The 20,012-nt window shown below is 61.3% G+C and carries 23 protein-coding genes; 13 read left to right on the forward strand and 10 right to left on the reverse strand.

Features of this window, described 5'->3' with window-relative positions; all coding sequences use genetic code 11:
* Positions 1–291 precede the first annotated feature (291 nt).
* A complete protein-coding gene (locus J8I87_RS20340) occupies positions 292–570 on the reverse strand; it encodes a hypothetical protein (RefSeq protein ID WP_209933583.1) in 279 nt (92 codons plus the stop codon).
* Positions 571–785: 215 nt separating this feature from the next.
* Positions 786–1,106 carry a hypothetical protein gene (locus J8I87_RS20345; RefSeq protein ID WP_209933584.1) on the reverse strand — a complete coding sequence of 107 codons (321 nt, stop codon included), beginning with the start codon at positions 1,104–1,106 and terminating at the stop codon, positions 786–788.
* Between the two features lie 436 nt (positions 1,107–1,542).
* Here J8I87_RS20345 and J8I87_RS20350 point away from each other — a divergent pair, with 436 nt between their 5' ends.
* The gene (locus J8I87_RS20350; RefSeq protein WP_209933586.1) at positions 1,543–1,914 is read left to right on the forward strand and encodes a thioredoxin family protein; all 372 of its coding nucleotides are present in this window, start codon (positions 1,543–1,545) and stop codon (positions 1,912–1,914) included.
* 69 nt (positions 1,915–1,983) lie between these two features.
* Here J8I87_RS20350 and J8I87_RS20355 read toward each other — a convergent pair whose 3' ends face one another.
* Positions 1,984–2,985, reverse strand: coding sequence for a GlxA family transcriptional regulator (locus tag J8I87_RS20355; protein ID WP_209933631.1), 1,002 nt, complete (start codon positions 2,983–2,985; stop codon positions 1,984–1,986).
* A gap of 178 nt (positions 2,986–3,163) precedes the next feature.
* On the opposite strand from J8I87_RS20355, the gene J8I87_RS20360 reads away from it, so the two are divergent.
* Positions 3,164–3,577, forward strand: a complete 414-nt coding sequence (locus J8I87_RS20360; protein WP_313065251.1) for a multidrug efflux SMR transporter — start codon at positions 3,164–3,166, stop codon at positions 3,575–3,577.
* 66 nt (positions 3,578–3,643) lie between these two features.
* The gene (locus J8I87_RS20365) at positions 3,644–3,970 is read left to right on the forward strand and encodes a hypothetical protein (RefSeq protein WP_209933587.1); all 327 of its coding nucleotides are present in this window, start codon (positions 3,644–3,646) and stop codon (positions 3,968–3,970) included.
* 146 nt (positions 3,971–4,116) lie between these two features.
* On the opposite strand, the gene J8I87_RS20370 is transcribed toward J8I87_RS20365, so the two are convergent.
* The 5 genes from J8I87_RS20370 to J8I87_RS20390 form a co-directional block, all read right to left on the reverse strand.
* Positions 4,117–4,389 (reverse strand): hypothetical protein, encoded by a 273-nt coding sequence (locus J8I87_RS20370; protein ID WP_209933588.1) that lies wholly within the window; start codon positions 4,387–4,389, stop codon positions 4,117–4,119.
* A 24-nt stretch (positions 4,390–4,413) separates the two neighbouring features.
* Positions 4,414–5,403, reverse strand: a complete 990-nt coding sequence (locus J8I87_RS20375; protein WP_209933589.1) for an SLAC1 anion channel family protein — start codon at positions 5,401–5,403, stop codon at positions 4,414–4,416.
* A 177-nt stretch (positions 5,404–5,580) separates the two neighbouring features.
* The gene (locus J8I87_RS46030; RefSeq protein ID WP_313065254.1) at positions 5,581–6,063 is read right to left on the reverse strand and encodes a helix-turn-helix domain-containing protein; all 483 of its coding nucleotides are present in this window, start codon (positions 6,061–6,063) and stop codon (positions 5,581–5,583) included.
* Positions 6,041–6,790 (reverse strand): SDR family NAD(P)-dependent oxidoreductase, encoded by a 750-nt coding sequence (locus J8I87_RS20385; RefSeq protein WP_209933591.1) that lies wholly within the window; start codon positions 6,788–6,790, stop codon positions 6,041–6,043. The genes J8I87_RS46030 and J8I87_RS20385 overlap by 23 nt, the downstream gene beginning before the upstream one ends.
* 413 nt (positions 6,791–7,203) lie before the next feature.
* Positions 7,204–7,644, reverse strand: coding sequence for a hypothetical protein (locus J8I87_RS20390; RefSeq protein WP_209933593.1), 441 nt, complete (start codon positions 7,642–7,644; stop codon positions 7,204–7,206).
* A gap of 257 nt (positions 7,645–7,901) precedes the next feature.
* On the opposite strand from J8I87_RS20390, the gene J8I87_RS20395 reads away from it, so the two are divergent.
* The 4 genes from J8I87_RS20395 to J8I87_RS20410 all read left to right on the forward strand — a co-directional run bounded on the left by J8I87_RS20395 (position 7,902) and on the right by J8I87_RS20410 (position 11,514).
* Positions 7,902–9,014: a sugar ABC transporter substrate-binding protein gene (locus J8I87_RS20395; protein ID WP_209933594.1), complete on the forward strand. Its 1,113-nt coding sequence runs from the start codon at positions 7,902–7,904 to the stop codon at positions 9,012–9,014.
* Positions 9,014–10,024, forward strand: coding sequence for an ABC transporter permease (locus tag J8I87_RS20400; protein ID WP_209933595.1), 1,011 nt, complete (start codon positions 9,014–9,016; stop codon positions 10,022–10,024). Before J8I87_RS20395 ends, J8I87_RS20400 begins: the two co-directional genes overlap by 1 nt.
* Positions 10,024–10,836 (forward strand): ATP-binding cassette domain-containing protein, encoded by an 813-nt coding sequence (locus J8I87_RS20405; RefSeq protein ID WP_209933596.1) that lies wholly within the window; start codon positions 10,024–10,026, stop codon positions 10,834–10,836. The genes J8I87_RS20400 and J8I87_RS20405 overlap by 1 nt, the downstream gene beginning before the upstream one ends.
* 438 nt (positions 10,837–11,274) lie before the next feature.
* Positions 11,275–11,514: a hypothetical protein gene (locus J8I87_RS20410; protein ID WP_209933598.1), complete on the forward strand. Its 240-nt coding sequence runs from the start codon at positions 11,275–11,277 to the stop codon at positions 11,512–11,514.
* 26 nt (positions 11,515–11,540) lie between these two features.
* On the opposite strand, the gene J8I87_RS20415 is transcribed toward J8I87_RS20410, so the two are convergent.
* Both J8I87_RS20415 and J8I87_RS20420 read right to left on the reverse strand, forming a co-directional pair.
* Complete coding sequence (locus tag J8I87_RS20415; protein ID WP_209933599.1) at positions 11,541–12,224, reverse strand: nitroreductase; 684 nt, start codon at positions 12,222–12,224, stop codon at positions 11,541–11,543.
* Positions 12,225–12,506: 282 nt separating this feature from the next.
* Positions 12,507–13,238, reverse strand: coding sequence for a GntR family transcriptional regulator (locus tag J8I87_RS20420; RefSeq protein WP_209933600.1), 732 nt, complete (start codon positions 13,236–13,238; stop codon positions 12,507–12,509).
* Between the two features lie 385 nt (positions 13,239–13,623).
* Here J8I87_RS20420 and J8I87_RS20425 point away from each other — a divergent pair, with 385 nt between their 5' ends.
* The 6 genes from J8I87_RS20425 to J8I87_RS20450 are packed head-to-tail and all read left to right on the forward strand — an operon-like array spanning position 13,624 to position 19,816.
* A complete protein-coding gene (locus J8I87_RS20425; RefSeq protein WP_209933601.1) occupies positions 13,624–14,940 on the forward strand; it encodes an aromatic ring-hydroxylating dioxygenase subunit alpha in 1,317 nt (438 codons plus the stop codon).
* 58 nt (positions 14,941–14,998) lie between these two features.
* Positions 14,999–16,435: a glutamine synthetase family protein gene (locus J8I87_RS20430; RefSeq protein WP_209933602.1), complete on the forward strand. Its 1,437-nt coding sequence runs from the start codon at positions 14,999–15,001 to the stop codon at positions 16,433–16,435.
* Between the two features lie 26 nt (positions 16,436–16,461).
* Positions 16,462–16,782: a 2Fe-2S iron-sulfur cluster-binding protein gene (locus J8I87_RS20435; RefSeq protein ID WP_209933603.1), complete on the forward strand. Its 321-nt coding sequence runs from the start codon at positions 16,462–16,464 to the stop codon at positions 16,780–16,782.
* Positions 16,783–16,786: 4 nt separating this feature from the next.
* Positions 16,787–18,046 (forward strand): NAD(P)/FAD-dependent oxidoreductase, encoded by a 1,260-nt coding sequence (locus J8I87_RS20440; RefSeq protein ID WP_209933606.1) that lies wholly within the window; start codon positions 16,787–16,789, stop codon positions 18,044–18,046.
* Entirely contained in the window at positions 18,043–18,828 is a 786-nt protein-coding gene (locus tag J8I87_RS20445; RefSeq protein WP_209933607.1) for a gamma-glutamyl-gamma-aminobutyrate hydrolase family protein, read from the forward strand. Before J8I87_RS20440 ends, J8I87_RS20445 begins: the two co-directional genes overlap by 4 nt.
* A 4-nt stretch (positions 18,829–18,832) precedes the next feature.
* Positions 18,833–19,816 (forward strand): LysR substrate-binding domain-containing protein, encoded by a 984-nt coding sequence (locus J8I87_RS20450; RefSeq protein WP_209933608.1) that lies wholly within the window; start codon positions 18,833–18,835, stop codon positions 19,814–19,816.
* Positions 19,817–20,012 lie beyond the last annotated feature (196 nt).

The raw sequence follows: 20,012 nt of genomic DNA on the forward strand, positions 1-20,012 counted from the left end.
AATGTCGCGTTCTGGCTGACTGCTGTCCGACGCGCTCGGCAGAACCCGACCCGGAGCGGTCTTTGACGTTGTTTAGTCAAACGTCGATTGCGCGCTCGGAAGCGGCCCTTTGCAGCCCCCTTTGCAGCCGGGTTTTTGGCAACCGTACCGAACAGGAATTTTGCGCTATCCGTCTACGTACGTTGGCGTCGATCGCATGGAGTACGTTTTCGCCACTCTACGATTGTTTCGTCACCCCAAAAGACCAAAAGCCCGCACGCGGCGAGCTTTCCTTTGTCCAGTTCTGTTGCTTCACTTACTTACGGCGTCATGCTCATGCGACATCGTGTAAGACAGCGGGTTGCTTTGGTCTTGCACGAGTGCGGGCCGCATCATTGACCTATTGGCCGGAATTTTGTGAGAGGTATATGTAACCTCCATCAATCCCCCGGGCGATACCTGCCTGATCTCATGGACAACCTGACGATCCGAATAGATGAACGCTTCCTTTACCGATTGTGCAAGCAAATGATTGTTGATCCACATCCGCGCATCATTCTCCCGCTTCATGACCTTGTAGCGATTTTCCACCTGGAGTCATCGTCTCCTTCTGGCCGACTGTACCCGTTCGTCATGCCGCACCGTCCGCTGACATTCGAAAACATTACCTTGCGCCAGCGGCAGCTTTGGGCGGCATCGCGCAGGGGTACTACCGGCCACAAGGCGACACCACGCCATTGCGCTCGGCGGATGCGACCGTTCGCTCCTCCCGTCAAAAACCCGTCATGACACGGATGGCGCATTTGTTACCGATACTGGACGACAGCGATTTCGGCACGCTCGATGGTCGACACATAGATGTGCCGATGCGTATTGTTCGACTCCCGATACGTGTGCGTGTTGTAGACGATAGCGGCATCGCCGCCCGCTTGCCGAACCGCATCGACGATCCGTGACGTCGTGCCATGCATGCCGGGCAGCGGCAGCCAGTTGGTGACTGTCGTCTGCGAGACGATGTCATACGGACGGGTGGGTATGCCGTGCGTCCAGATGTCGATTCCGTCGACTACTTCCGGTCTCTGATCGAATGTGGAGCGCGCAGAGGGTTCGCTGAGCAAGCTGTCCATAGGTTGCGGCAACGAGCAACCGGCGATGCAGAGCACGAAGGAGCACGAGACAGCCCAGCGTGAAGATAATGGAAAGCGCATGTGAGAGTTTCATATCGGGACGCACACGAACAGGTGCCAACGTTACCCATCACGTTACGGTAGCGGCAGCAGCGTAGCTAGCCTCGGACTCGCGATGGCGGACAAGGCGGAATTGCGATGCCCAAGCTCATTCTGGACGCCCGACAGCGCGACGGAAAGCATGACATGGTCGCAATAGCGGCCACGTTGATGTGCACGACGGCCACGCATCGGTAGCGTACTTCACGATGGCCGGAACCGTCGCCGTTCTGACCGTCAGCCTCATTTCGAGCACTTCATAATTTCTCCGACTGCTAGCGCTTCGTACGCAGCGGGCGGTCGTTTGGAAATAGCTGAAAATTGAAAGGAGTTTTGAATGGCATTGATTGAACTGCATTCGGATACGCTTGAATCGATCATCGCGCCGGACAGGATCGTGGTCGTCGATTTCTGGGCGCCCTGGTGCGGGCCATGCCGGGATTTTGCACCCGTGTTCGAGGCCGCCGCCTCGGCGTTTGCGGACATCGACTTCGTGAAGGTCAACGCGGAAAAACGCTGGGATCTCGCAGCAGCGGCCGGCATTCGGTCTGTACCGACGCTGATGATCGTTCGCGAGGGCGTACTCGTCTATCGGCAGACGGGCGCGCATTCCGAGCCGCAGTTGACTTCCGTCATCGCGACGACGAAGTCATTGAACATGAACGAGGCCCGCGCGCATGTCGCGTATTCGCTTGGCCACGACGAATAGCAATCGGGAGACGGCGTGTGCCGTCCGCCACGCGACGTCTTGCGCCGCCGGTAGCCGGAGCGCTGTGTCTCAAGCGGCGCCCATAGCCTGCCGCACGGTTTCCAGCAGCGCCGGACCCTCGCCGCGAAAGCGCTGGCGATATTCGATCGGCGTCACGCCGAGTCGCCGGATGAACGCGCGGCGCAAGCTGTTCTGGTCACTGAACCCGCACAGGTACGCCACTTTCTTGAGGGGCGTATCGCTTTCCTCGAGCATTCGTCTGGCAGCCTGCACGCGCGCGATCTCAACGAAATCGCCGGGCGTCGTGCCCGTCTCACGCTTGAACATCCGCGAAAAGTTTCTGACGCTCATTCCCGCCCGGCCCGCTAGCACCTCGACGGAAAGCTCCGCCGACAGATCGTTGAGGATCGATTCCTGAATGTCCCGCAACGGGCTGCGCTCCGTGACCTGCGCCGCCAGATGCAGACTGTATTGCGATTGACCGCCTGGGCGCTTGACGAACATCACGAGTTCACGGGCAACGCGCAATGCCACGCCACGGCCGTGATCTTCCTCGACCAGTGCGAGCGCGAGATCCATTCCGGCCGTTACGCCCGCAGACGTGTACACAGGACCATCCTTGACGAAGATATGGTCGGGTTCGACACGCACGTTCGGATAGCTCTGTGCGAGCCGTGCCGCGGAATTCCAGTGCGTGGTCGCGCGCCTGCCCGTGAGCAGGCCTGCACGGGCGAGCAGGAACGCGCCCGAACAGACGGACCCTAGCCGGCGCACGTAGCGGGACTGTCCGACGAGCCACGCAATCAACTCCCCATTCTCTTCATACTCGTTAATGCGCGGGCTTCCGGCCACGAGCAGGGTGTCGATGTCACAGGGCACGTTGGCGATCGACGCGTCAGGAAGAAACCGCATTCCATTCGACGCGGACAGAGTTTCCAGGGTAGGGGCGACGGTCAGCAGTGCGTAGGCGTTCGGATCGCCGAGTTGACAGTTCGCTTCGGTAAACACGTCCATTGGCCCGGCAAGGTCGAGCATCTGGACGCCGGGAAACACCAGGAGAGCGATTCGCATCATGACTCCGGACGCTGATCGATTGAAGCTATCTGCATTGTATGCGCCAGGACGCCGTCACCAGAACCGATGGCAGGAAATGGGCCGAGTGTGGCCGTTATTTCGCATCACGCGTCATTCGTGACCGATGCGGCGTTCCGCCTGTGCGTGTCCTGATGTTCGTTCAACTTGACCGTTTATGACGGCGCTTGACGGCTCACGTCGATGCTATTCGTTGGCAGAATGGGGCGGCCATGTTCTGGCAATTGAGTTTTCTTTTTTACGGGAGGTGCATAAGGTGGCTTGGTTCGGTGTGTTCATGGCAGGCGTTTTCGAGATTCTCTTCGCCACTGGTCTGAAGTATTGCGCAGGGTTCACACGCCTTTGGCCAACGCTCGGTACCGGGCTGTCGCTGCTGGCCAGCATGACGCTTCTGGCAGCTTCTGTGCGGACTTTGCCCATCGGCAGCGCATATGCGGTGTGGACAGGCATTGGCGCAGCGGGTACTGCGATTCTTGGCGTCTATCTGTTCGGCGATTCCGCTTCGCCCGCGCGCATGGCCTTTCTCGGGTGCATCGTCGTCGGCGTGATTGGCCTGAAGCTGGCTTCGTAGTCCCGACTCGCATTCTGATTTTGTCATCCGCACCGGCGGTTCAGTCTATTTTTTTTAGGTTCTTACATGCTAGACAAGGTTCTGGGCGCAAAGCTCCATGTCTGGATGGAGCGCGTTCGAAACAAGCTCAATCTTCCTGTTCGTTTGACTCTATGGAACGGCACCCGTCACGACCTCGGGTCGTTCGACCCGCCTCTCGTATCGCTGCGCATCAATGACATCGGCGCTATCGGTGCATTTCTCGACCCGAGCCTCGATACGCTTGGCGAGGCCTACGTGCGCAAGTCAATCGATATCGACGGCAAGCTGGCCGATATCATCGATGTCGCTTACAAGCTGGCCGAGCCGTCAGCGCAACCGACATGTACCGCTGATCCGTTTCACGACGCGTGACGTCCAAACATGCGTCACGCGGTGAGTGCGTTGCCGTAGCATCCATCGTTCATTCTGGGAGCGGCGACTTGCCATCCGCGTTCATCCCGCTCCTGATGCATTCCGGAAGACCGACTGAATGCATCATCCATTTCCGCTTACCCGTGTCATCCGATGACGAGCGATTCATCATCGCCGCGGTGGAACTGGTTGTTAATAGTTTCGATGCCGAACTGGCGTGGTCCCGAGCTGAAGGACGGCACGCGACGTGCGTTGTTCAGAATGAAGTCGTCGAATCGTTTCTGAATGCGCTGCTCGATGCTGTTCTCTTCGCTTCCGGGCAAGGGCATCAGCCAGTTCACTTTTGCACAGACGAAACAAAACCTCCACGCTCGTGACGATGCGTGGAGGTTGGTGTGATGCAAGACTTGCTGCGGCATGAAATCACGCCGCAGCATCCATGCTTATGCGCCGAGAAGCTTGCCGTTGAACAGGAAGTGCAGCGTCCGGATGAACAGCACGGCGATCGCAATGGTGAGAAGCGTGAGCAGAGCGATAGCAATGAACGTCACGGGCCAGGCTTGCACGAACATCGAGTACTTCAGCGACGCGCTCGTCAACGCGGCCATCGGAAAGCTGATCGCCCACCAGCCGGCCGCAAACGGGATGCCCTTACGGAACACCTTGAACGCCAGCGTCACGAACACGAATAGACCGAAGTAGAAGAGCAGACCAGCAAACGTATCGACGTGCTGCGTGAAGTTCGTGTACGCAAGGAAGCCGACCTCGAACGGCGCGATCAGGATCACCATCGACGGCACCATCCCGACGGGCAGCGGCTCGTGATGGATCAGGCGCGACATGATCATCGTGAAGAACAGCAGCGCGATCATCGCGCCAACGGCGAGCCCGAACAGGTTGACTTCATGCGCCCAGGGCATCGGCATCGTGCCGCCGGCCACGGCAATGTCGAGTGTCGCCACGCCCGGGATCAGCCACGCCGGAACCGCGTGTCCCGCATCGATCCTGCCTTGCAACAAGCGGCTCGCGATCACGAACGAGAGCGCTACCGTGCTGATGGTGCCGATCGTCCAGACCACTTCGGAAAGCAGGAGGCTGACGGGCGCGACGACGGATGACAGCAGCAGGATCGCGATCGTGATCGTGCCGAAGAAGTTGCCTGCAATCGGGTGACGGAATTCGCCGGCCACTGCACCGGGATGCCTGAGCCACTTCACGAGGTATCCGCCGCCAAGAAGCAGGAAAACCACGACGGCGAGCGTGCCGATTGCGCCTGAGATATAGCGGCTCGCGCCGAATTCGTGGCTCGCGAGCCGCCACGCGAGAGATAGTCCGGCAATACCCATCACAGAGCCAAACAGGTTCACTGGCAGATTTTTAATGGAAGCCCTATTTCGGACAACCTGTGAGCTAGGGGAAGAAAGCGTGGACATGATGAACCTCCTGAATATTCGAATCCGATCGGACGAGAGCCCGGTGTCTTGGAACAAATTCTGGTTCATGGATCGCGTGGCCGAAAGTGAATCAACGATCAAATTTCGGCCATCGAAGGGAAGGGAACGGCCAGTCGGCCACGAGGCGTTTTGAAGTTCGCTTTCGCTAGACGGCGCTCAGCGTTCAAGGGACGTTGTGTCGAGAACGGCCACCACGTTGCGCCTGAGCGTCTGTGCTCCGCTGAAACCGCACAGCTGGGCGATCTGCGCGATGGAATGAGTGGATTGGACGAGCAATCGCATCGCTCGCGTGACGCGCTGCGTGCGCACGAATTCGAGCGGCGTGGTGCCCGTTTCGCGGACGAACACGCGTGCGAAACGACGCTCGCTCATCCCGGCGCGGGCAGCGAGGCGGGACACGCAAAGATCCGCCGACAGATGCGACAGGATGTAATGTTGAAGTTCGCGGATGCAGGCGCGTTTGCCCATGCGCAGACAGGGTCGCGCGGCCCGTTTCATTGATGTCCGGCAGTAGGTGTCGACGCGTTGAGCAAGTTGCGACGCGGCGATCTGGCCGAAGTCGTCTCTGACGAGTTCAAGCGCAAGCCCTTCACAAGCGTGTTTGCAGCGTTCCGGCTCAACCCAGCCCGCGGCCGCCATCGACGATGATCGTCACGCCCGTACTGAAGGTGAGGTGGGTTGCGCACGCCTCGATAGCCGCGGCGATGTCGTCGGGCGTTCCGATGCGGCCCAGAGGTGTCGTTGCGGCGACCTTGTCGTTGAAGTCAGCGCCACGTCCAGGCACGAAACGCGTGTCGACGACGCCCGGCGACACATTCAGCACGCGGATGCGCGGCGCGAGCGCGCGGGCGAGCGATGCCGTCATCACGTCGAGTCCCGCTTTAGCCGCGCAGTAGGCGACATTGCTGCCGATGCCCGTGGTGGCCGAGATCGACGACACGTTGACGACGAGGCCATCGCCCGACTCGTCGAGCAACGGCCGGAACGCGCGAATCGCCGCAAACTGGGCGCGCCAGTTCACCTTCATGATGTCGTCGATCAGTTCATCGGTCAGCGCGTCGAGATCGCCATGCCCGACCGGCTTCGTGAAGCCCGCCGTATTGACCAGCATGTCCGCGCGCCCGTACGCGGCTCGCACTTCATTCGCGAGCGAAGCGAGCGACGCGCTGTCCGTGATCGACACGCTCTTCGCCAGGTGACCGTGGCCGGGCAACGAGTCCGCCACGTGCTGTGCTTTGGCAAGGTCAGTATGGCCGCAGACCACCACTTTGGCTCCCGCCACCGCGAGCCGCTTCGCGCTCGCGGCGCCGATGCCGCCTGCGCCGCCGACGATGACGGCTACTTTGCCGTCGAGAATACCGGACATGATGGAACTCCAATGAGTTGATTCGCGGTGTCTTCGCTTTTGATGCTATCGATTTCCCGATGGCCGGGGCGGACAACTGCTTTTGAGTTTCTGCCATCTTCAGCCGATGGCAAACCGTCGGGTGCACCGTACGCTTTGCCCTTAGACCGACACCCGAAATCAACGGCGAGGAGACGAAACTGAAATTCCCTTTTTCTTACGAGCGCTCAACATGGGAGCACTGGTGACGCTTTGCGCCGCAATGTGTCGCGCACGCTGTCCATGCGGGGCAGGACGCGCTATCGACGGCAAGAGTGCCCCTGTCGCCAGCTTTTCGCTGAGCTATTCCCAGTCGGTGAAGCTGATCGAGGCGGGTATCGCCTCTTCGCAAACTCGCCATCTGTCGATGAGCTTCGCGATAGTCGATCCCGCGGTCATCTGATTGCGGCAGCACGCATGGCTGTCGCGGCGGCTTGTGCGCGAGCCGCACGCTGGATGCCGAGCGCGCCAATCGCCATCGCGCCGAAGCCCAGTTTGAGCATAGTGCGCCGGCACAGCGCGGTCGCGTCCCGCGTCGTGTTCGAGATGAGATTGGTGTCTGCTGCCGAGCTATCGTTGGATTGGCTGTTTTCAGTTTCGCGTGTCACTGGGGACGGCACGTGGACCAACTGGGGCAACCGTTGCTCGCGCAGCCTCGTCGCGGCAACCCATACCGGCAACCCATACGCAGATGCCTTCGCGCATAGCGGGGAGGACCGCGACCACCGGATGCTCCTGACGCGCCTCGCCGTGCCGCTCGCGGACCGCGAGGCGAAGCTCGAAATAAACAACGCGGCCCGCTCACGCGCGGATCGCCGATGCTTGTCGATCTCCAACGCATGGCGGGTCCGTGACCGCGCGTTCCCAATAGTCGGACTAGTTACGGGTATACATGGAGTAGAAGGCGCAACCGCGTTGCACTAACATTTTTGCGGTATCGCACGGCGCAAATCGAGCGCTGTTGAATCGGGGTTTCACGTCTGCGCACTCCAGTCCCGCGCTGCAGGCGCTCTCCCGGTGCCGCCCAGCATCTGCACGCGATCGACTCAACGTCGACCACATCGACCAACGAAGAAGAGAACCGGAGGAAGAGATGGCACAGCAACGCGATGACGACCAGGAAAACAACAACCGCACCGGTTTCAGCGCGGCGCGGCGGGGGCTGATGCAGGGCACGGGGCTAGGCGCGGCGCTTTCGCTGATGGGTGCGCTAAGCGGCGCGGGCGGGCTGATCGGCGCCGCGCAGGCAGCGGAGGCGGCTTTTCCCTCGCACAAGAAGTGGAAGATCGTGTTTGTCAATCACGTCACCACTAATCCGTTCTTCGTGCCCACGCAGTACGGTATTCAGGATGCCTGCTCGCTGCTCGGCATGGATTATCAGTGGACGGGCTCGGCCACTTCGGACGCGGGCGAAATGGTCCGCGCCGTGAACTCGGCAATTGCCGCAAAGGCCGACGCCATTGCCGTCCCCATCGTCGATCCGGGGGCCTTCGACAAACCTATTCAGGCCGCGCTCGACGCCGGCATTCCCGTGTTCGCCTATAACGCGGACGCGCCGCGCGGCAAGAACAATCCGCGCCTCGCCTATATCGGCCAGGACCTGTATCTCTCCGGCTACCAGATGGGCGAGCGCATCGTAAGCCTCATTGACAGCGGCATGGTCGGGCTTTTCATCGCGACGCCGGGGCAGCTCAACATCCAGCCGCGTCTGGACGGTGCCAGCGACGCCATCAAGAAGTCTGGCAAGAAGATCGACATCCAGACGGTGGCCACGGGCGCGACCGTCAACGAGGAGCTTTCGAAGATCAAGTCGTTCTATCTGGGCCATCAGGACCTGAAGGGCATGTTCGCCGTCGATGCGGGCAGCACGCAGGGCGTCGCGCAGGTGATGAAGGAATCGAACCTTCCGTCGAAGGGCGTGCACGGCGGCGGCTTCGACCTCCTGCCGACCACCATCCAGCTCATCCACGAAGGTTTCCTCGACTTCACCATCGACCAGCAGCCCTACGTGCAGGGCTTCTATACGGTCATGGAGGCGTTCGTGTTCCTCGCCTCGGGCGGGCTGGTTGGGCCGGCCGACATCAACACCGGCCTGAAGTTCGTGACGAAGAAGACCGTCGAGCCCTACCTCAATACCTCGACGCGCTATGAAGGCAAGACCACCAAGCCGCAAATCGTTCCGATGAGCGGCGCAATCAGGTCGTGATGAATATAGTGAACGAAACCAGCAAGATCGAAGCGGCCCGCGCGCCCTCGCGCGCGGGCGTTTCATTCGCCTCGCACTGGGCGGCCGAGCTGCGTATCCTGCTCGTGGCCGTGCTGCTGGCGACCTACTTCGAATTCGCGAACCACGATTTCCTGCTCACCAACGCGAGCCTCGTCAACCTCTCGCAGTTCATCGCGCCGGTGGCGATCATCGCGTTCGGCGAAATCATGTTGATGATTGGCGGCGACATCGATCTGTCGGCGGGCATGGTGTTCGCATTCGCGCCGTTCATGATGGTGTTCGCGAACGACGCGGGCGCGCCCATGTGGCTCGCCGTGATCGCGGGGCTCGTGGCCGCGGCGCTCATCGGTTTCGTGAACGGCGCCGTGACGGTGTGGCTGCGGTTGCCCTCGTTCGTCACCACGCTCGGCACGCTGTTTCTCATCAACGGCATCACGCTCACCGTGTCGCGCGGCACGCCCGCGCCCGCGCCGGGATCGCCTGCGTTTTCGGCGTTCATGGGGGCGTGGGGCTACAGCGAAATCATCTGGACGTTGGTGATCGCCTTCGCGATGCACGTGCTGCTGCGGCATACACGCTGGGGTCTGCATACGCAGGCCGCGGGCGCGAATCCAGTCGGCGCGAGCGAGGCCGGCATTCATGTGAACCGGCTGCGCCTCGGCAACTTCATCATCGCCGCGGTGCTCGCGGGCTTGACGGGCATCCTCGAAGCCTTTCGCATTACCTCCATCGACCCGCAGGCGGGCGGCAACCAGATCATGTTCCTTGCTGTGGCCGCCGCCGTGATCGGCGGAACGCCGCTCACGGGCGGCTCGGGCACCATCGTGGGCGGCTTGATCGGCGCGGCGGTGCTCGGCATTCTCAACGACGGCTTCACGCTCATCGGCATCAACGCGTTCACGTTCAACATGATTCTTGGCGCCGCGATTCTGGCTGCGATGATCTTCAATATCCACGTAGGTCGCATTCGTCGCAAGGCAGGTCGCTGATGGAAGAATCGCAAACCTCTTTCACAGGCGCGAATGCCACACCCGATGCGCCGCTCGCGCTGCGCGGCGAGAGCCTCGTCAAGCGCTTCGGCGCGGTGACCGCGCTCGACGGCGTCTCGGTGACGCTCGGCAAGGGCGAAATTCTGGGCGTACTCGGCGACAACGGCGCGGGCAAGTCGACGCTCGTCAAGATTCTCACGGGCTTTCATCAGCAAACGGGCGGCACGCTTTACATCGGCGGCCAGGAGACGCTGCTGCGCTCGGTCGATCATGCGCGTTCGCTCGGCATCGAATGCGTGTATCAGGATCTCGCGCTTGCGAATTCGCTGAGCATTTACCACAACATGTTCCTGAATCGCGAGATCGTGCGGCGCGGACCGTTCAGGCTGCTCGATCACAAGCAGATGCGCGAGCGCGCAGCGCAATGTCTCGACGATATCGGCGTGCACGTGCCTTCCGTGGAATTGCCCGTGGAGCGCCTTTCTGGCGGCCAGCGCCAAGCCATCGCCGTGGCGCGCGCCGTGCATTCCAATGCGAAGATTCTGTTGCTCGACGAGCCGCTCGCCGCGATGGGCGCACGCGAGGCCGGGCTCATCATCGACTTGCTGATGCGCTTGAAGGAAAAGAGCGGCATATCCATCATCATGATCATGCACAACTATGCGCAGACGCTCGATATCGCCGATCGCATCATGTTGATGCAGCGAGGCCGCGTGACCTACGAGCAAAAGAGTGCGCTTACTTCCGTGTCGGAGCTCATGGACATCGTGCGGCGCGAATACCGGGCGATGCGCGCCGCCGGCTCGCATTGAACCCGTCAATAAGGGGACGTGCCCGACTCACGCAGCGCGAGGTGGTTCCAATGCCGGTCAATTGATCGGATTGCCGGTGAACTGGCTCGCGGTCCCGGAGGCCAGTTTCTGGCCGCACCATGACGGCCGGCCGGCGGATCAGCCGTCCCGTGCTACAGGTTTGCAATTTGGACTGAGCTTGAAAGTCACTTCCTACGAGGTGAGCTTCTATTTCTTCGAGTTCCTCCAGAACCTGGTGCATAGGGAATAGAAAACTTCGCCGTCGCACTTGGCCTCGGTACTGTTGCAGTGCCGCGCGCGGGCCAGCACGTTTATTGCTCGCATAGTTTCAACGGCCTTGTCGGTGCGGACCACCGCGGACGTGAAGGTGTTGACCCGTCCGGCGTCGCCGAACGCGGCAACGCCATCGATGGGCGCGAGCCCGGCGGAGTGTGACTGATGAAGTATCCGCGCAAGACGCAAAATCCGGCGCTGGACATTACCGTGTTTATAGTAGTCGTCGTATGTTTGGTGATGGCGACGCTGATGTACAACGCGATCACCGAAAAGCACGGGTACGTGCCCGACAATGCCGAGAGTATAACGGCGTCTGCTGCATCGGCGGTGGGCGCAGCGGCTGCGGCGGCGAACGCGGCGGCGAATGAAGGGGTGAATCGAGCCAAGGGCGCGTCGCCGTAAGAGGCGACCAACGGCTTGCGTCGATTCTATTCGTCTAGCCCGTCGAATCTTGCGAATCGGTCGACCGACTCACGCGGGATATTGAGTCGGTTTACGACGGAATCGTTATCCGCATAACCGAGAGACATTCCGCAGACTACTTCGTGACCCGGCTCGATCTGAAGATGGTTTGCAATGACTGTCTGGTAACGCGCGAACGAGACCTGCGGGCAAGTATCGAGTCCTCGAGAGCGAGCCGCAATCATGATGGTTTGAAGGAAGAGCCCGTAGTCGAGCCAGCTGTACTTCTTCAGACAGGCATCAACCGTGAAAATCATGCCGACAGGGGCTCCGAAGAAATCGAAGTTTCTGCCTGTAGCCCGGGATCGTGCAACGACATCTGTCTTGTCAATGCGCAGTGCGCCGTAATATCGAACTCCAAAATCTTCCTGCCGCGACCGGAACGAATCAGGCAAGGGTTCCGGCATATGTTGCAGCGGCGGGTGCGTTACATCTGCATAAGCAGTCGCTAGCGCATCGCTGAGTTGCTGTTTGAAGTGACCGCCTAGCACGTGAACTCGCCACGGCTGCGTGTTCGAATTACTCGGTGCAGTGCGTGCGACATCGAGAATAGCAATGACGTCCTCTTTCGATACTGCGTCTGGACGAAAGACGCGAACCGCTTTTCGCGATCGGATAACAGAGTCGACAATATAGGCATCCGAATTCATTTGGGACCGGTCTCCACGGCTTTGAAAATGTTAAGCCAATGATGACACAGGCCAACGACGGACTGCGGTGAAATAGCTGCAAGATCGACTTGCAGCAGACAGGATTGGGCCGCCTCCAATCCGGGCGATAGCAGCATACAGATCAGTACACGCGCGTTGCGCACCGATGCCCGCCGATGGCCGTCAGGAAACGGCCGCGCAATGCGAGCGCAGCTATCGCCCGGAGTTGCGCATGCACGTCATAAGGACGCGGCGCTTTGTCGATGCGCGCAGGTATGGCGCTTATAAAACCGCCTCTGCGACAAGCTGCAACGCAGGCGCGAGCTTCATATAAACCTCTGGGCGTTCCAGCGCATAAGTCAGATTTCTTTGCGCAATCTGCACATGCTCGGTCGCCAGCGACTGCGCGCGTGTCCCTTCGCCGCGTTCCATTGCTTGCACAAGGCTGTGGTGCTGCTGATGCGCGATGAAGAGCCATTGACGGCCTTCGTCGATGGCGGACTGCATCGGTAGCATCGCGCTTGCGGCGGCGAAAGGCAGGCGGTTGTTCATTTCAATCGCGCGGATCAGCGCCGCGTTGCCCGAGCCTTCGACAATCAGCTTGTGAAACCGGTTATTCATGTCCGTGTAGGCAGCGTAGTCGTCGAGATCCAGTTCGGACTTCGCGAGCAGCCGGTCGCCCGCGCGCAGACATTCGTTTATCGAATTCGACAACTGGCGCGGCACGCCATGTTCGGCCACGAGGCGCGCAGCCATGCCTTCGAGATGGCCACGCACTGCGATCGCGTCGGCGATCTCGGCGGCGGTGATGCGCCGCATCACATAGCCCCCTGCCGGAGACGGTTCGACGAGGCCTTCCTGTTCGAGCGTGGTGAGCGCGAGCCGAACGGGCGTGCGCGACGCCTGCAGCCGCTCGGCGAGCGCGACTTCGCCGAGGCGCTCGCCGGGGGCAAATTCGCCCTTGAGGATCAGATCGCGCAGATAAACCAATACACGTTCCTGTTGGGATTCCATTTCATTCTCCGGTGCCCTTCGCCGAGTCGGACGCGGCGGACTTGATGCGCCTGATTGTAGGGCATGCGCCGCAGAGTGAGGTCGAAAAACGCAGGCCAAAGCGAACTGATGTTCATTGTTGTATGCAACGCGTGTCAGCGACGCGGTTTTCAGCCCCATGCACGTACGCTAGGGAAAATCCTACGGTGCGGACAAATATCCATATATATCAATGACTAATGCGTGATGGTGGGTAGATTCTGCGTGTCAAGACCGACGTCCTGGCGGGGAAGAATGCATACAAGGATTGATAATTTGAATTCTTCGATCTAATCTTCGTTCCCATCAGAGGCTACTTTGCATACAACGCGCAGCCTCCTGCATTCAGGCCAACCGGAGACAGGTCATGATGAGTTCGCAGCAAAACGACACGATCACGCGCGTGAGCAAGGGCACGCCCGCCGGACAACTACTGCGCAACTACTGGCAACCCGTGGCGCTCGTGGAGGAGTTGCCCGCGCAGCGCCCCGTCCGTGCGGTGCGGCTGATGGGACAGGATTTCGTCGTATTCAAGGACGAGCAGGGCCGCTACGGGATGCTCGATCGCGATTGCCCGCATCGCGGCGCGGATCTGGCGGCAGGCCGTCTGGAGGCGGGCGGCCTGCGGTGCGCGTTTCACGGCTGGCTCTTCGATGTCAACGGAAGCTGTATGTCGACGCCGGGCGAACCCGTCGGCAGTACGCTTTGCAAGAAGGTCCGCCAAAGCGCGTATCCCGTGGTCGAGCGCAGCGGCATTTTGTTCGCGTACATCGGGGGCGGCGAGCCGCCGGCGTTTCCGAACTTCGACTGTTTCGCCGCGCCCGGCGAATACACGTTCGCCTTCAAGGGGCTGTTCGAATGCAACTGGCTGCAGGCGCTCGAAGTCGGCATCGATCCCGCCCACGCATCATTCCTGCACCGCTTCTTCGAAGACGAGGACGTGAGCGAAAGTTACGGCAAGCAGTTTCGCGGCGCGTCGGCGGATTCGGATATGCCGATCACGAAGGTGCTGCGCGAATACGAGTCGCCCGACATTCTCGTCAGTCCGGCTGATTACGGGCTTCGGCTGATCGCGAAGCGTCCCCTCAACGACACGCAGACGCACGTGCGCGTGACCAACGTCGTGTTTCCGCAGGCATTCGTGATTCCGATGAGCGCGGAGATGACGATCACGCAATGGCATGTGCCCGTCGACGACGAGAACTGTTACTGGTACGCGATCTTCACGAGCTTCGGTGCGCCGACCGACAAGGCGCAGATGCGTGCGCAACGGCTCGAACTGTACGAGCTCCCCGACTACACGTCGCGCAAGAACAAACGCAACCACTACGGCTTCGATATCGACGAGCAACAGACCCAGACCTATACGGGCATGGGCTTCGACATCAACGTGCATGACCAGTGGGCCGTCGAATCGCAGGGCGCGATCCAGGACCGCACGCGCGAGCATCTGGGCACGACCGACAAGGGCATCATCGCGTACCGGCGTCTGCTCGTCGACGCGATCGAAAAGACTCGAGCCGGCGAGAAGACGCTGATGATGATCGACGAACAGCAGGCGGCGCATCTGACCGGGCCGGCATCGATCGACGGCATTGGGCCCACCGATGGCTGGGACGACTACTGGAAGGCATCCGACGTCAAACGCCGCGATGCCGCGCCGTGGCCCGCGCCCAAGGCTTGACGAACGTTTCCGCAATCACAATGGAGCGCGCGGCCGTTCAACTGCCGCGTGAAGCACGATGTCTTTTGTTGAAAACCATGGTTTGTGGACGGACGCCCAGCATGCTGCGTACGCCGAGCTGCTCGATCGGCTGAAAAAGAGCGACGTGCAAGTGGTCCGTTTCTCGTTTCCCGATCAGCACGGACTGCTGCGCGGCAAGACGCTCGTCGTCGACGAGGCGATCAGCGCATTCAAGTCCGGCGTCACGTTGACGAGCACGCTGCTCGCCAAAGATACTTCGCACCGCACGGTGTTCCCCGTGTTCACGGCAGGCGGCGGCTTCGACATGCCTGAAATGCAGGGCGCCTGCGATACGTTGATGGTCGCCGATCCCGAAACCTTCCAGATTCTGCCGTGGGCGCCGCACACGGGCTGGGTGCTGTGCGACGTCCACTTTCCGAACGGCAGGCCCGTTCCGTTCGCCACGCGTCATCTGTTTCGCCATGCGCTGCAGCAACTCGGCAATCATGGTTTCGAATTCGTGTCCGGTCTCGAAGTCGAGTTTCATGTCTTCAAGGTCACGGACAGGAACATGAAGCCCGAGCATTCGGGGCAGCCGGGCATTCCGCCCGACGTCGAGCTGTTGTCGCACGGTTATCAATATCTGACGGAACTGCGCTACGACGCCGTCGATAACGTAATGGAGATGCTCAGGCGCGGTATCGACGGTCTCGCGTTGCCTGTGCGCTCGCTCGAAGTCGAATACGGCCCGAGCCAGTTCGAGTTCACGTTCGCGCCGACCAGAGGCATCAAGAGCGCCGACGACATGATTTTATTTCGCAGCGCGGTCAAGCAGATCTGCCAGCGCAACGGTTATCACGCGACGTTCATGTGTCGCCCGCGCATCCCGAATGTCGTGTCGAGTGGATGGCATCTGCATCAGTCGCTCGTACATCGCGCGGACGGCAGCAACGCGTTCATGCCGACGAATAAGGACGCACCGCTGTCGAGCGTCGGCGAGCGGTATCTCGCAGGATTGCTCGCGCACGCACAGGGCGCAGCGGCATTGTCGACGCCGACCATCAACGGATATCGCCGCTATCGGCCGTATTCGAATGCGCCCGATCGCGCCAACTGGGGGCGTGACAACCGCGGCGTGATGCTGCGCGTGCTGGGCGGACAAAACGATCCCGCCACGCGCATCGAAAACCGCATTGGCGAACCGGCCGCGAATCCGTATCTGTATTTCGGCTCGCAAGTGCTCTCGGGGCTGGACGGACTCAGACGCAAACTCGAACTGCCTGCATCTGCGGATACGCCCTACGAAACGCAGGCCGATGCATTGCCTCGCACGTTGAGCGATGCGATAGCCGCGCTATATGCCGACGAATCTTTGCGCGAAGGATTCGGCAGCGCATTCATCGACTACTTCTGCAAGCTGAAGGAAGCGGAGATCAACCGCTTCAACCTTGAAGTGACCGAGTGGGAGCACCGGGAGTATTTCGAAACGTTCTGATGGCGTTCCCATCGAGGAGAGAAGTCATGCCTATTGTCACCTACATTCTGCGCGACGGTGATCGCCGCGAAATCGACGTACCCGCCGGCACCAGCGTGATGGAAGCCGCGATTCACGGCAACCTGCGCGGCATCGATGCCGAATGCGGCGGCTGCCTGTCGTGCGCGACGTGCCACGTCTATATCGATGCATCGTCGACGGCGGACCTGCCGTTGCCCGACGACTCCGAACTGGGACTGCTCGACGGCGTCGCCGAGCGCCGTCCCGAGAGCCGGCTGAGTTGCCAGCTCGTCATGATCGCCGCGACGGAAGGACTGGTTGTCCGGATTCCGCCCAAGCAAGGGTGACATCATGAATCGCACGCTTGTGATTGTCGGCGCGTCGTATGCGGGCGTCCAGCTCGCCGCGTCCACGCGCGAACTCGGCTTTGACGGCCGAATCGTGCTGCTCGGCGACGAGCCCGACGCGCCGTACCAACGTCCGCCGCTGTCGAAAGGCTTTCTGACGGGCGGCTTTGCAAACGAGCGTTTGCCGCTGCGTTCGCAGGCGTTTTTCGATGAAGGGAAAATCGAATGGATGCCGTCGACGCGCGTCGTGCGCATCGATCGCGAGCATCGCGAGATCGAACTGCACGACGGCTCGCGCATCGCATATCACCACCTTGCGCTGACGACGGGCGCGCGTGTGCGCAAGCTCGATTGTCCCGGCGCCACGCTCGCTGCCGTTCACTACTTGCGCGATCTGCGCGACGCAAGGCGTCTTGCGCAGACGACGCACACGGCGCGGCGCGCGGTCGTGATCGGCGGCGGCTATATCGGTCTCGAAGTGGCGGCTTCGCTGCGTCAGCAGGGACTTCAGGTGACGGTGGTGGAGACCGAGCCGCGTCTGCTCGCACGCGTCGCATCGCCTTGGCTGTCCGGCTTCATGCTGCGTGCTCACACCGAGCATGGCGTCGCGTTCGAGTTCGGCCGCAAGGTCGTCGCGCTGCACGACATGGATTGGAGCGTATCGGTTGAACTCGATGATGGGATGCGGCTGGTTTGCGATCTCGTCGTGGTCGGCATCGGCGTGGTCCCGAATACAGAACTTGCAGCGGACTCTGGACTGAAGGTGGCGGGCGGCGTCATCGTGGATGCCTGCGCGCGCACCAGCGACCCGTCGATCGTCGCCGCCGGCGATTGCGCTTCGTTCGTTCCGCATTGGGCGCCGGCGGGGGCGCGCGCATGCCGCATCGAATCGGTGCAGAACGCAAACGATATGGCCAGGACGGCGGCGGCAACGATAGTCGGGCGGCCGCAACCGTATCGCGCGCTGCCCTGGTTCTGGTCGGACCAATACGATCTGAAGCTGCAGATGGCCGGCGTGAACGCGGGCTTTACCGACTACGCGATCTGCGGTTCCGTCGAAGAAAGACGTTTCTCGCTGTTCTACTTTCGCGACGATGAACTGATCGCCGTCGATAGCGTCAACCGGCCGCAAGATCACATGTTCGCGCGCAAGCTGCTCGCAAACGGCGCGCGAGTTTCGCCGCAGGCAGTGCGCGATCCCGCATTCGACCTGAAAACAGTCGCGAGCCGAGACGCGCCTGCGCCACGAGGAGTTGCGCAATGAGCGCTGAAAAACACGGGCGTCCGCTCGTCGGACTGGTATGTGACCGCTTTTTCCTCGGTGAACACGACCAGCATGGCGCGAAGCATAGCTATGTCCGCGCGCTGATGTCTGACGCGAACGTCAGTCCCGTGCTGATTCCTGCAGTGCGCGAGATCGAATCGATGGACGCATATCTCGATGGCGTGAGCGGGTTGCTGTTTCCGGGTGGCGCATCGAACGTGGAGGCGCACAGATATGGCGGCGAGGTCAGTCGCGACCAGCTCTGCGATCCCGATCGCGATCACGTCGCGCTGGAATTGATGCGCGGCGCGGCGGCGCGCGGCATGCCCCTTCTCGCGATCTGCCGCGGCTTTCAGGAAATGAATGTTGCCTTTGGTGGCACGCTCCACGCGGATATCTACGCATCCGGTCATTGCGCGGACCATCTGGAAGATCTCGCAGAAGATCTGCCCACCCGCTATCGATACCGCCACGAAGTCGAACTTGCGCCCGCTGGCATGTTGACGACGCTCGCCAATGCGCGGCGCGTGCGTGTGAATTCGCTGCACCGGCAGGGCGTCGCCGTGGCCGCACCGCGGCTCGTCGTTGAAGCGCGGGCGCCTGACGGGCTGATCGAAGCGTGTCGTCTGAATGGGCACGACTTCGCGCTCGGCGTGCAGTGGCATCCGGAAGTCATGACGCAACACGATGCATTGTCGCGTTCGATCTTCGATGCATTCGGCGCGAGCTGCCGTGCGTATCGTCATCCAGCACAGCGCGCAACCGATCATCATGAGGGTTAGGACCATGTCGGCGGATCGCATCGACCTGAACCTGCTGCGCGTATTCGACGCGATCTTCGAAGACCGCAATCTCGCCTTGGCAGGCAAGCGTCTGAATCTGAGTCAGTCCGCGATCAGTCACGCGCTTGGACGCATGCGGCAGGTTCTCGGCGATGACCTGTTCGTGCGCACGGGCAAGGGCATGGAGCCGACGGTGCGCGCAGTTGGCATGGCTGCGCAGGTGCGCGGCGCGCTGGCGCAGATCAGGTCGGCACTGGGCGTCGATGCATTCGATCCGCGCGTTGCCCAACGCAAGTTCGTGGTGGCGGCGAACGACTACATCACGTCGCTGGTGCTCGGGCGTCTCAGTCAACGGCTGCGCTCGGAAGCGCCTCTAGTGGACCTGGTGGTCCGTCCATCGACGCGGCTCGATCTCGCAGGCCAGATCGACGTCGGCCGGATCGACGTGGCGATCGGCATATTCGCGGACGTGCCGGCGCGCTTGCGCTCGGCGCAGCTCTGGGAGCAGACGGACGTGGTCCTGCTCCATCGCGATCATCCCATCGCCGAGCGGTCCGACCCGTCCATTACGCGCGACGATCTGCTCGCTTATCCGCTTGTCGCGATCTCGCAGGGCGGCGAGGAAGAGGGCGCGGTGAGCGGCTTTATCGTCGAGCGTGGACTTGCGCGGCAATCGGAGATGTTCAACCGCGACGCGCTCAACCGCGCGTTCGCCGACGGTACCGAAATGCCGCGCATGCGCATGTCCGTTGCGCATTCGCTGGCCATTCCCGCGCTGCTTCGTCACAGCGATATGCTCGCACTCGTGCCGTCATCGCTCGGCCGTGAACTGGAGCGCTACGGCGAACTGAAAATGTGCGCGACGCCGTACGAGTGTCACAACGCCGACGTGCGCGCCGTCTGGCACGAACGTAACGACACCGACCCCGCGCTGCAATGGTTGCGGCACCAGCTCGCCGATGTCGCGCGGCAGGTTCGCAGCTGTTGAGCCGGGACGTGCAAGATCGGTATGCAAACAATTCACTGCGCGCGTGCAACGGCGCGCAGTCTCGTCAACGTCGTCGAAACGGCCTCAAAACATAGGTCTTCTCGATTCGATCCGGATGCATCGCGCGTTGCTTGCCACGCCGCGCGACGGGCATGCGCGGGCCGCGTGCGTGCTTCGCCGGGTTGTTGGCGATAAC

The sequence above is a fragment of the Paraburkholderia sp. LEh10 genome, assembly GCF_017814945.1.
Taxonomy (GTDB): domain Bacteria; phylum Pseudomonadota; class Gammaproteobacteria; order Burkholderiales; family Burkholderiaceae; genus Paraburkholderia.

Excerpts from the sequence above, each read along its gene's own strand:
- J8I87_RS20415 (WP_209933599.1), bottom strand. The coding sequence starts at position 12,224 with ATGAATTCGGATGCCTATATTGTCGACTCTGTTATCCGATCGCGAAAA.
- J8I87_RS20345 (WP_209933584.1), bottom strand. The coding sequence starts at position 1,106 with ATGGACAGCTTGCTCAGCGAACCCTCTGCGCGCTCCACATTCGATCAG.
- J8I87_RS20420 (WP_209933600.1), bottom strand. The coding sequence starts at position 13,238 with ATGGAATCCCAACAGGAACGTGTATTGGTTTATCTGCGCGATCTGATC.
- J8I87_RS20365 (WP_209933587.1), top strand. The coding sequence starts at position 3,644 with ATGCTAGACAAGGTTCTGGGCGCAAAGCTCCATGTCTGGATGGAGCGC.
- J8I87_RS20385 (WP_209933591.1), bottom strand. The coding sequence starts at position 6,790 with ATGTCCGGTATTCTCGACGGCAAAGTAGCCGTCATCGTCGGCGGCGCA.
- J8I87_RS20410 (WP_209933598.1), top strand. The coding sequence starts at position 11,275 with ATGAAGTATCCGCGCAAGACGCAAAATCCGGCGCTGGACATTACCGTG.
- J8I87_RS20445 (WP_209933607.1), top strand. The coding sequence starts at position 18,043 with ATGAGCGCTGAAAAACACGGGCGTCCGCTCGTCGGACTGGTATGTGAC.
- J8I87_RS20425 (WP_209933601.1), top strand. The coding sequence starts at position 13,624 with ATGATGAGTTCGCAGCAAAACGACACGATCACGCGCGTGAGCAAGGGC.
- J8I87_RS20370 (WP_209933588.1), bottom strand. The coding sequence starts at position 4,389 with ATGCCGCAGCAAGTCTTGCATCACACCAACCTCCACGCATCGTCACGA.
- J8I87_RS20360 (WP_313065251.1), top strand. The coding sequence starts at position 3,164 with ATGACGGCGCTTGACGGCTCACGTCGATGCTATTCGTTGGCAGAATGG.
- J8I87_RS20395 (WP_209933594.1), top strand. The coding sequence starts at position 7,902 with ATGGCACAGCAACGCGATGACGACCAGGAAAACAACAACCGCACCGGT.
- J8I87_RS20450 (WP_209933608.1), top strand. The coding sequence starts at position 18,833 with ATGTCGGCGGATCGCATCGACCTGAACCTGCTGCGCGTATTCGACGCG.
- J8I87_RS20400 (WP_209933595.1), top strand. The coding sequence starts at position 9,014 with ATGAATATAGTGAACGAAACCAGCAAGATCGAAGCGGCCCGCGCGCCC.
- J8I87_RS20435 (WP_209933603.1), top strand. The coding sequence starts at position 16,462 with ATGCCTATTGTCACCTACATTCTGCGCGACGGTGATCGCCGCGAAATC.
- J8I87_RS20355 (WP_209933631.1), bottom strand. The coding sequence starts at position 2,985 with ATGCGAATCGCTCTCCTGGTGTTTCCCGGCGTCCAGATGCTCGACCTT.
- J8I87_RS20375 (WP_209933589.1), bottom strand. The coding sequence starts at position 5,403 with ATGTCCACGCTTTCTTCCCCTAGCTCACAGGTTGTCCGAAATAGGGCT.
- J8I87_RS20440 (WP_209933606.1), top strand. The coding sequence starts at position 16,787 with ATGAATCGCACGCTTGTGATTGTCGGCGCGTCGTATGCGGGCGTCCAG.
- J8I87_RS20405 (WP_209933596.1), top strand. The coding sequence starts at position 10,024 with ATGGAAGAATCGCAAACCTCTTTCACAGGCGCGAATGCCACACCCGAT.
- J8I87_RS20430 (WP_209933602.1), top strand. The coding sequence starts at position 14,999 with ATGTCTTTTGTTGAAAACCATGGTTTGTGGACGGACGCCCAGCATGCT.
- J8I87_RS20350 (WP_209933586.1), top strand. The coding sequence starts at position 1,543 with ATGGCATTGATTGAACTGCATTCGGATACGCTTGAATCGATCATCGCG.
- J8I87_RS46030 (WP_313065254.1), bottom strand. The coding sequence starts at position 6,063 with ATGGCGGCCGCGGGCTGGGTTGAGCCGGAACGCTGCAAACACGCTTGT.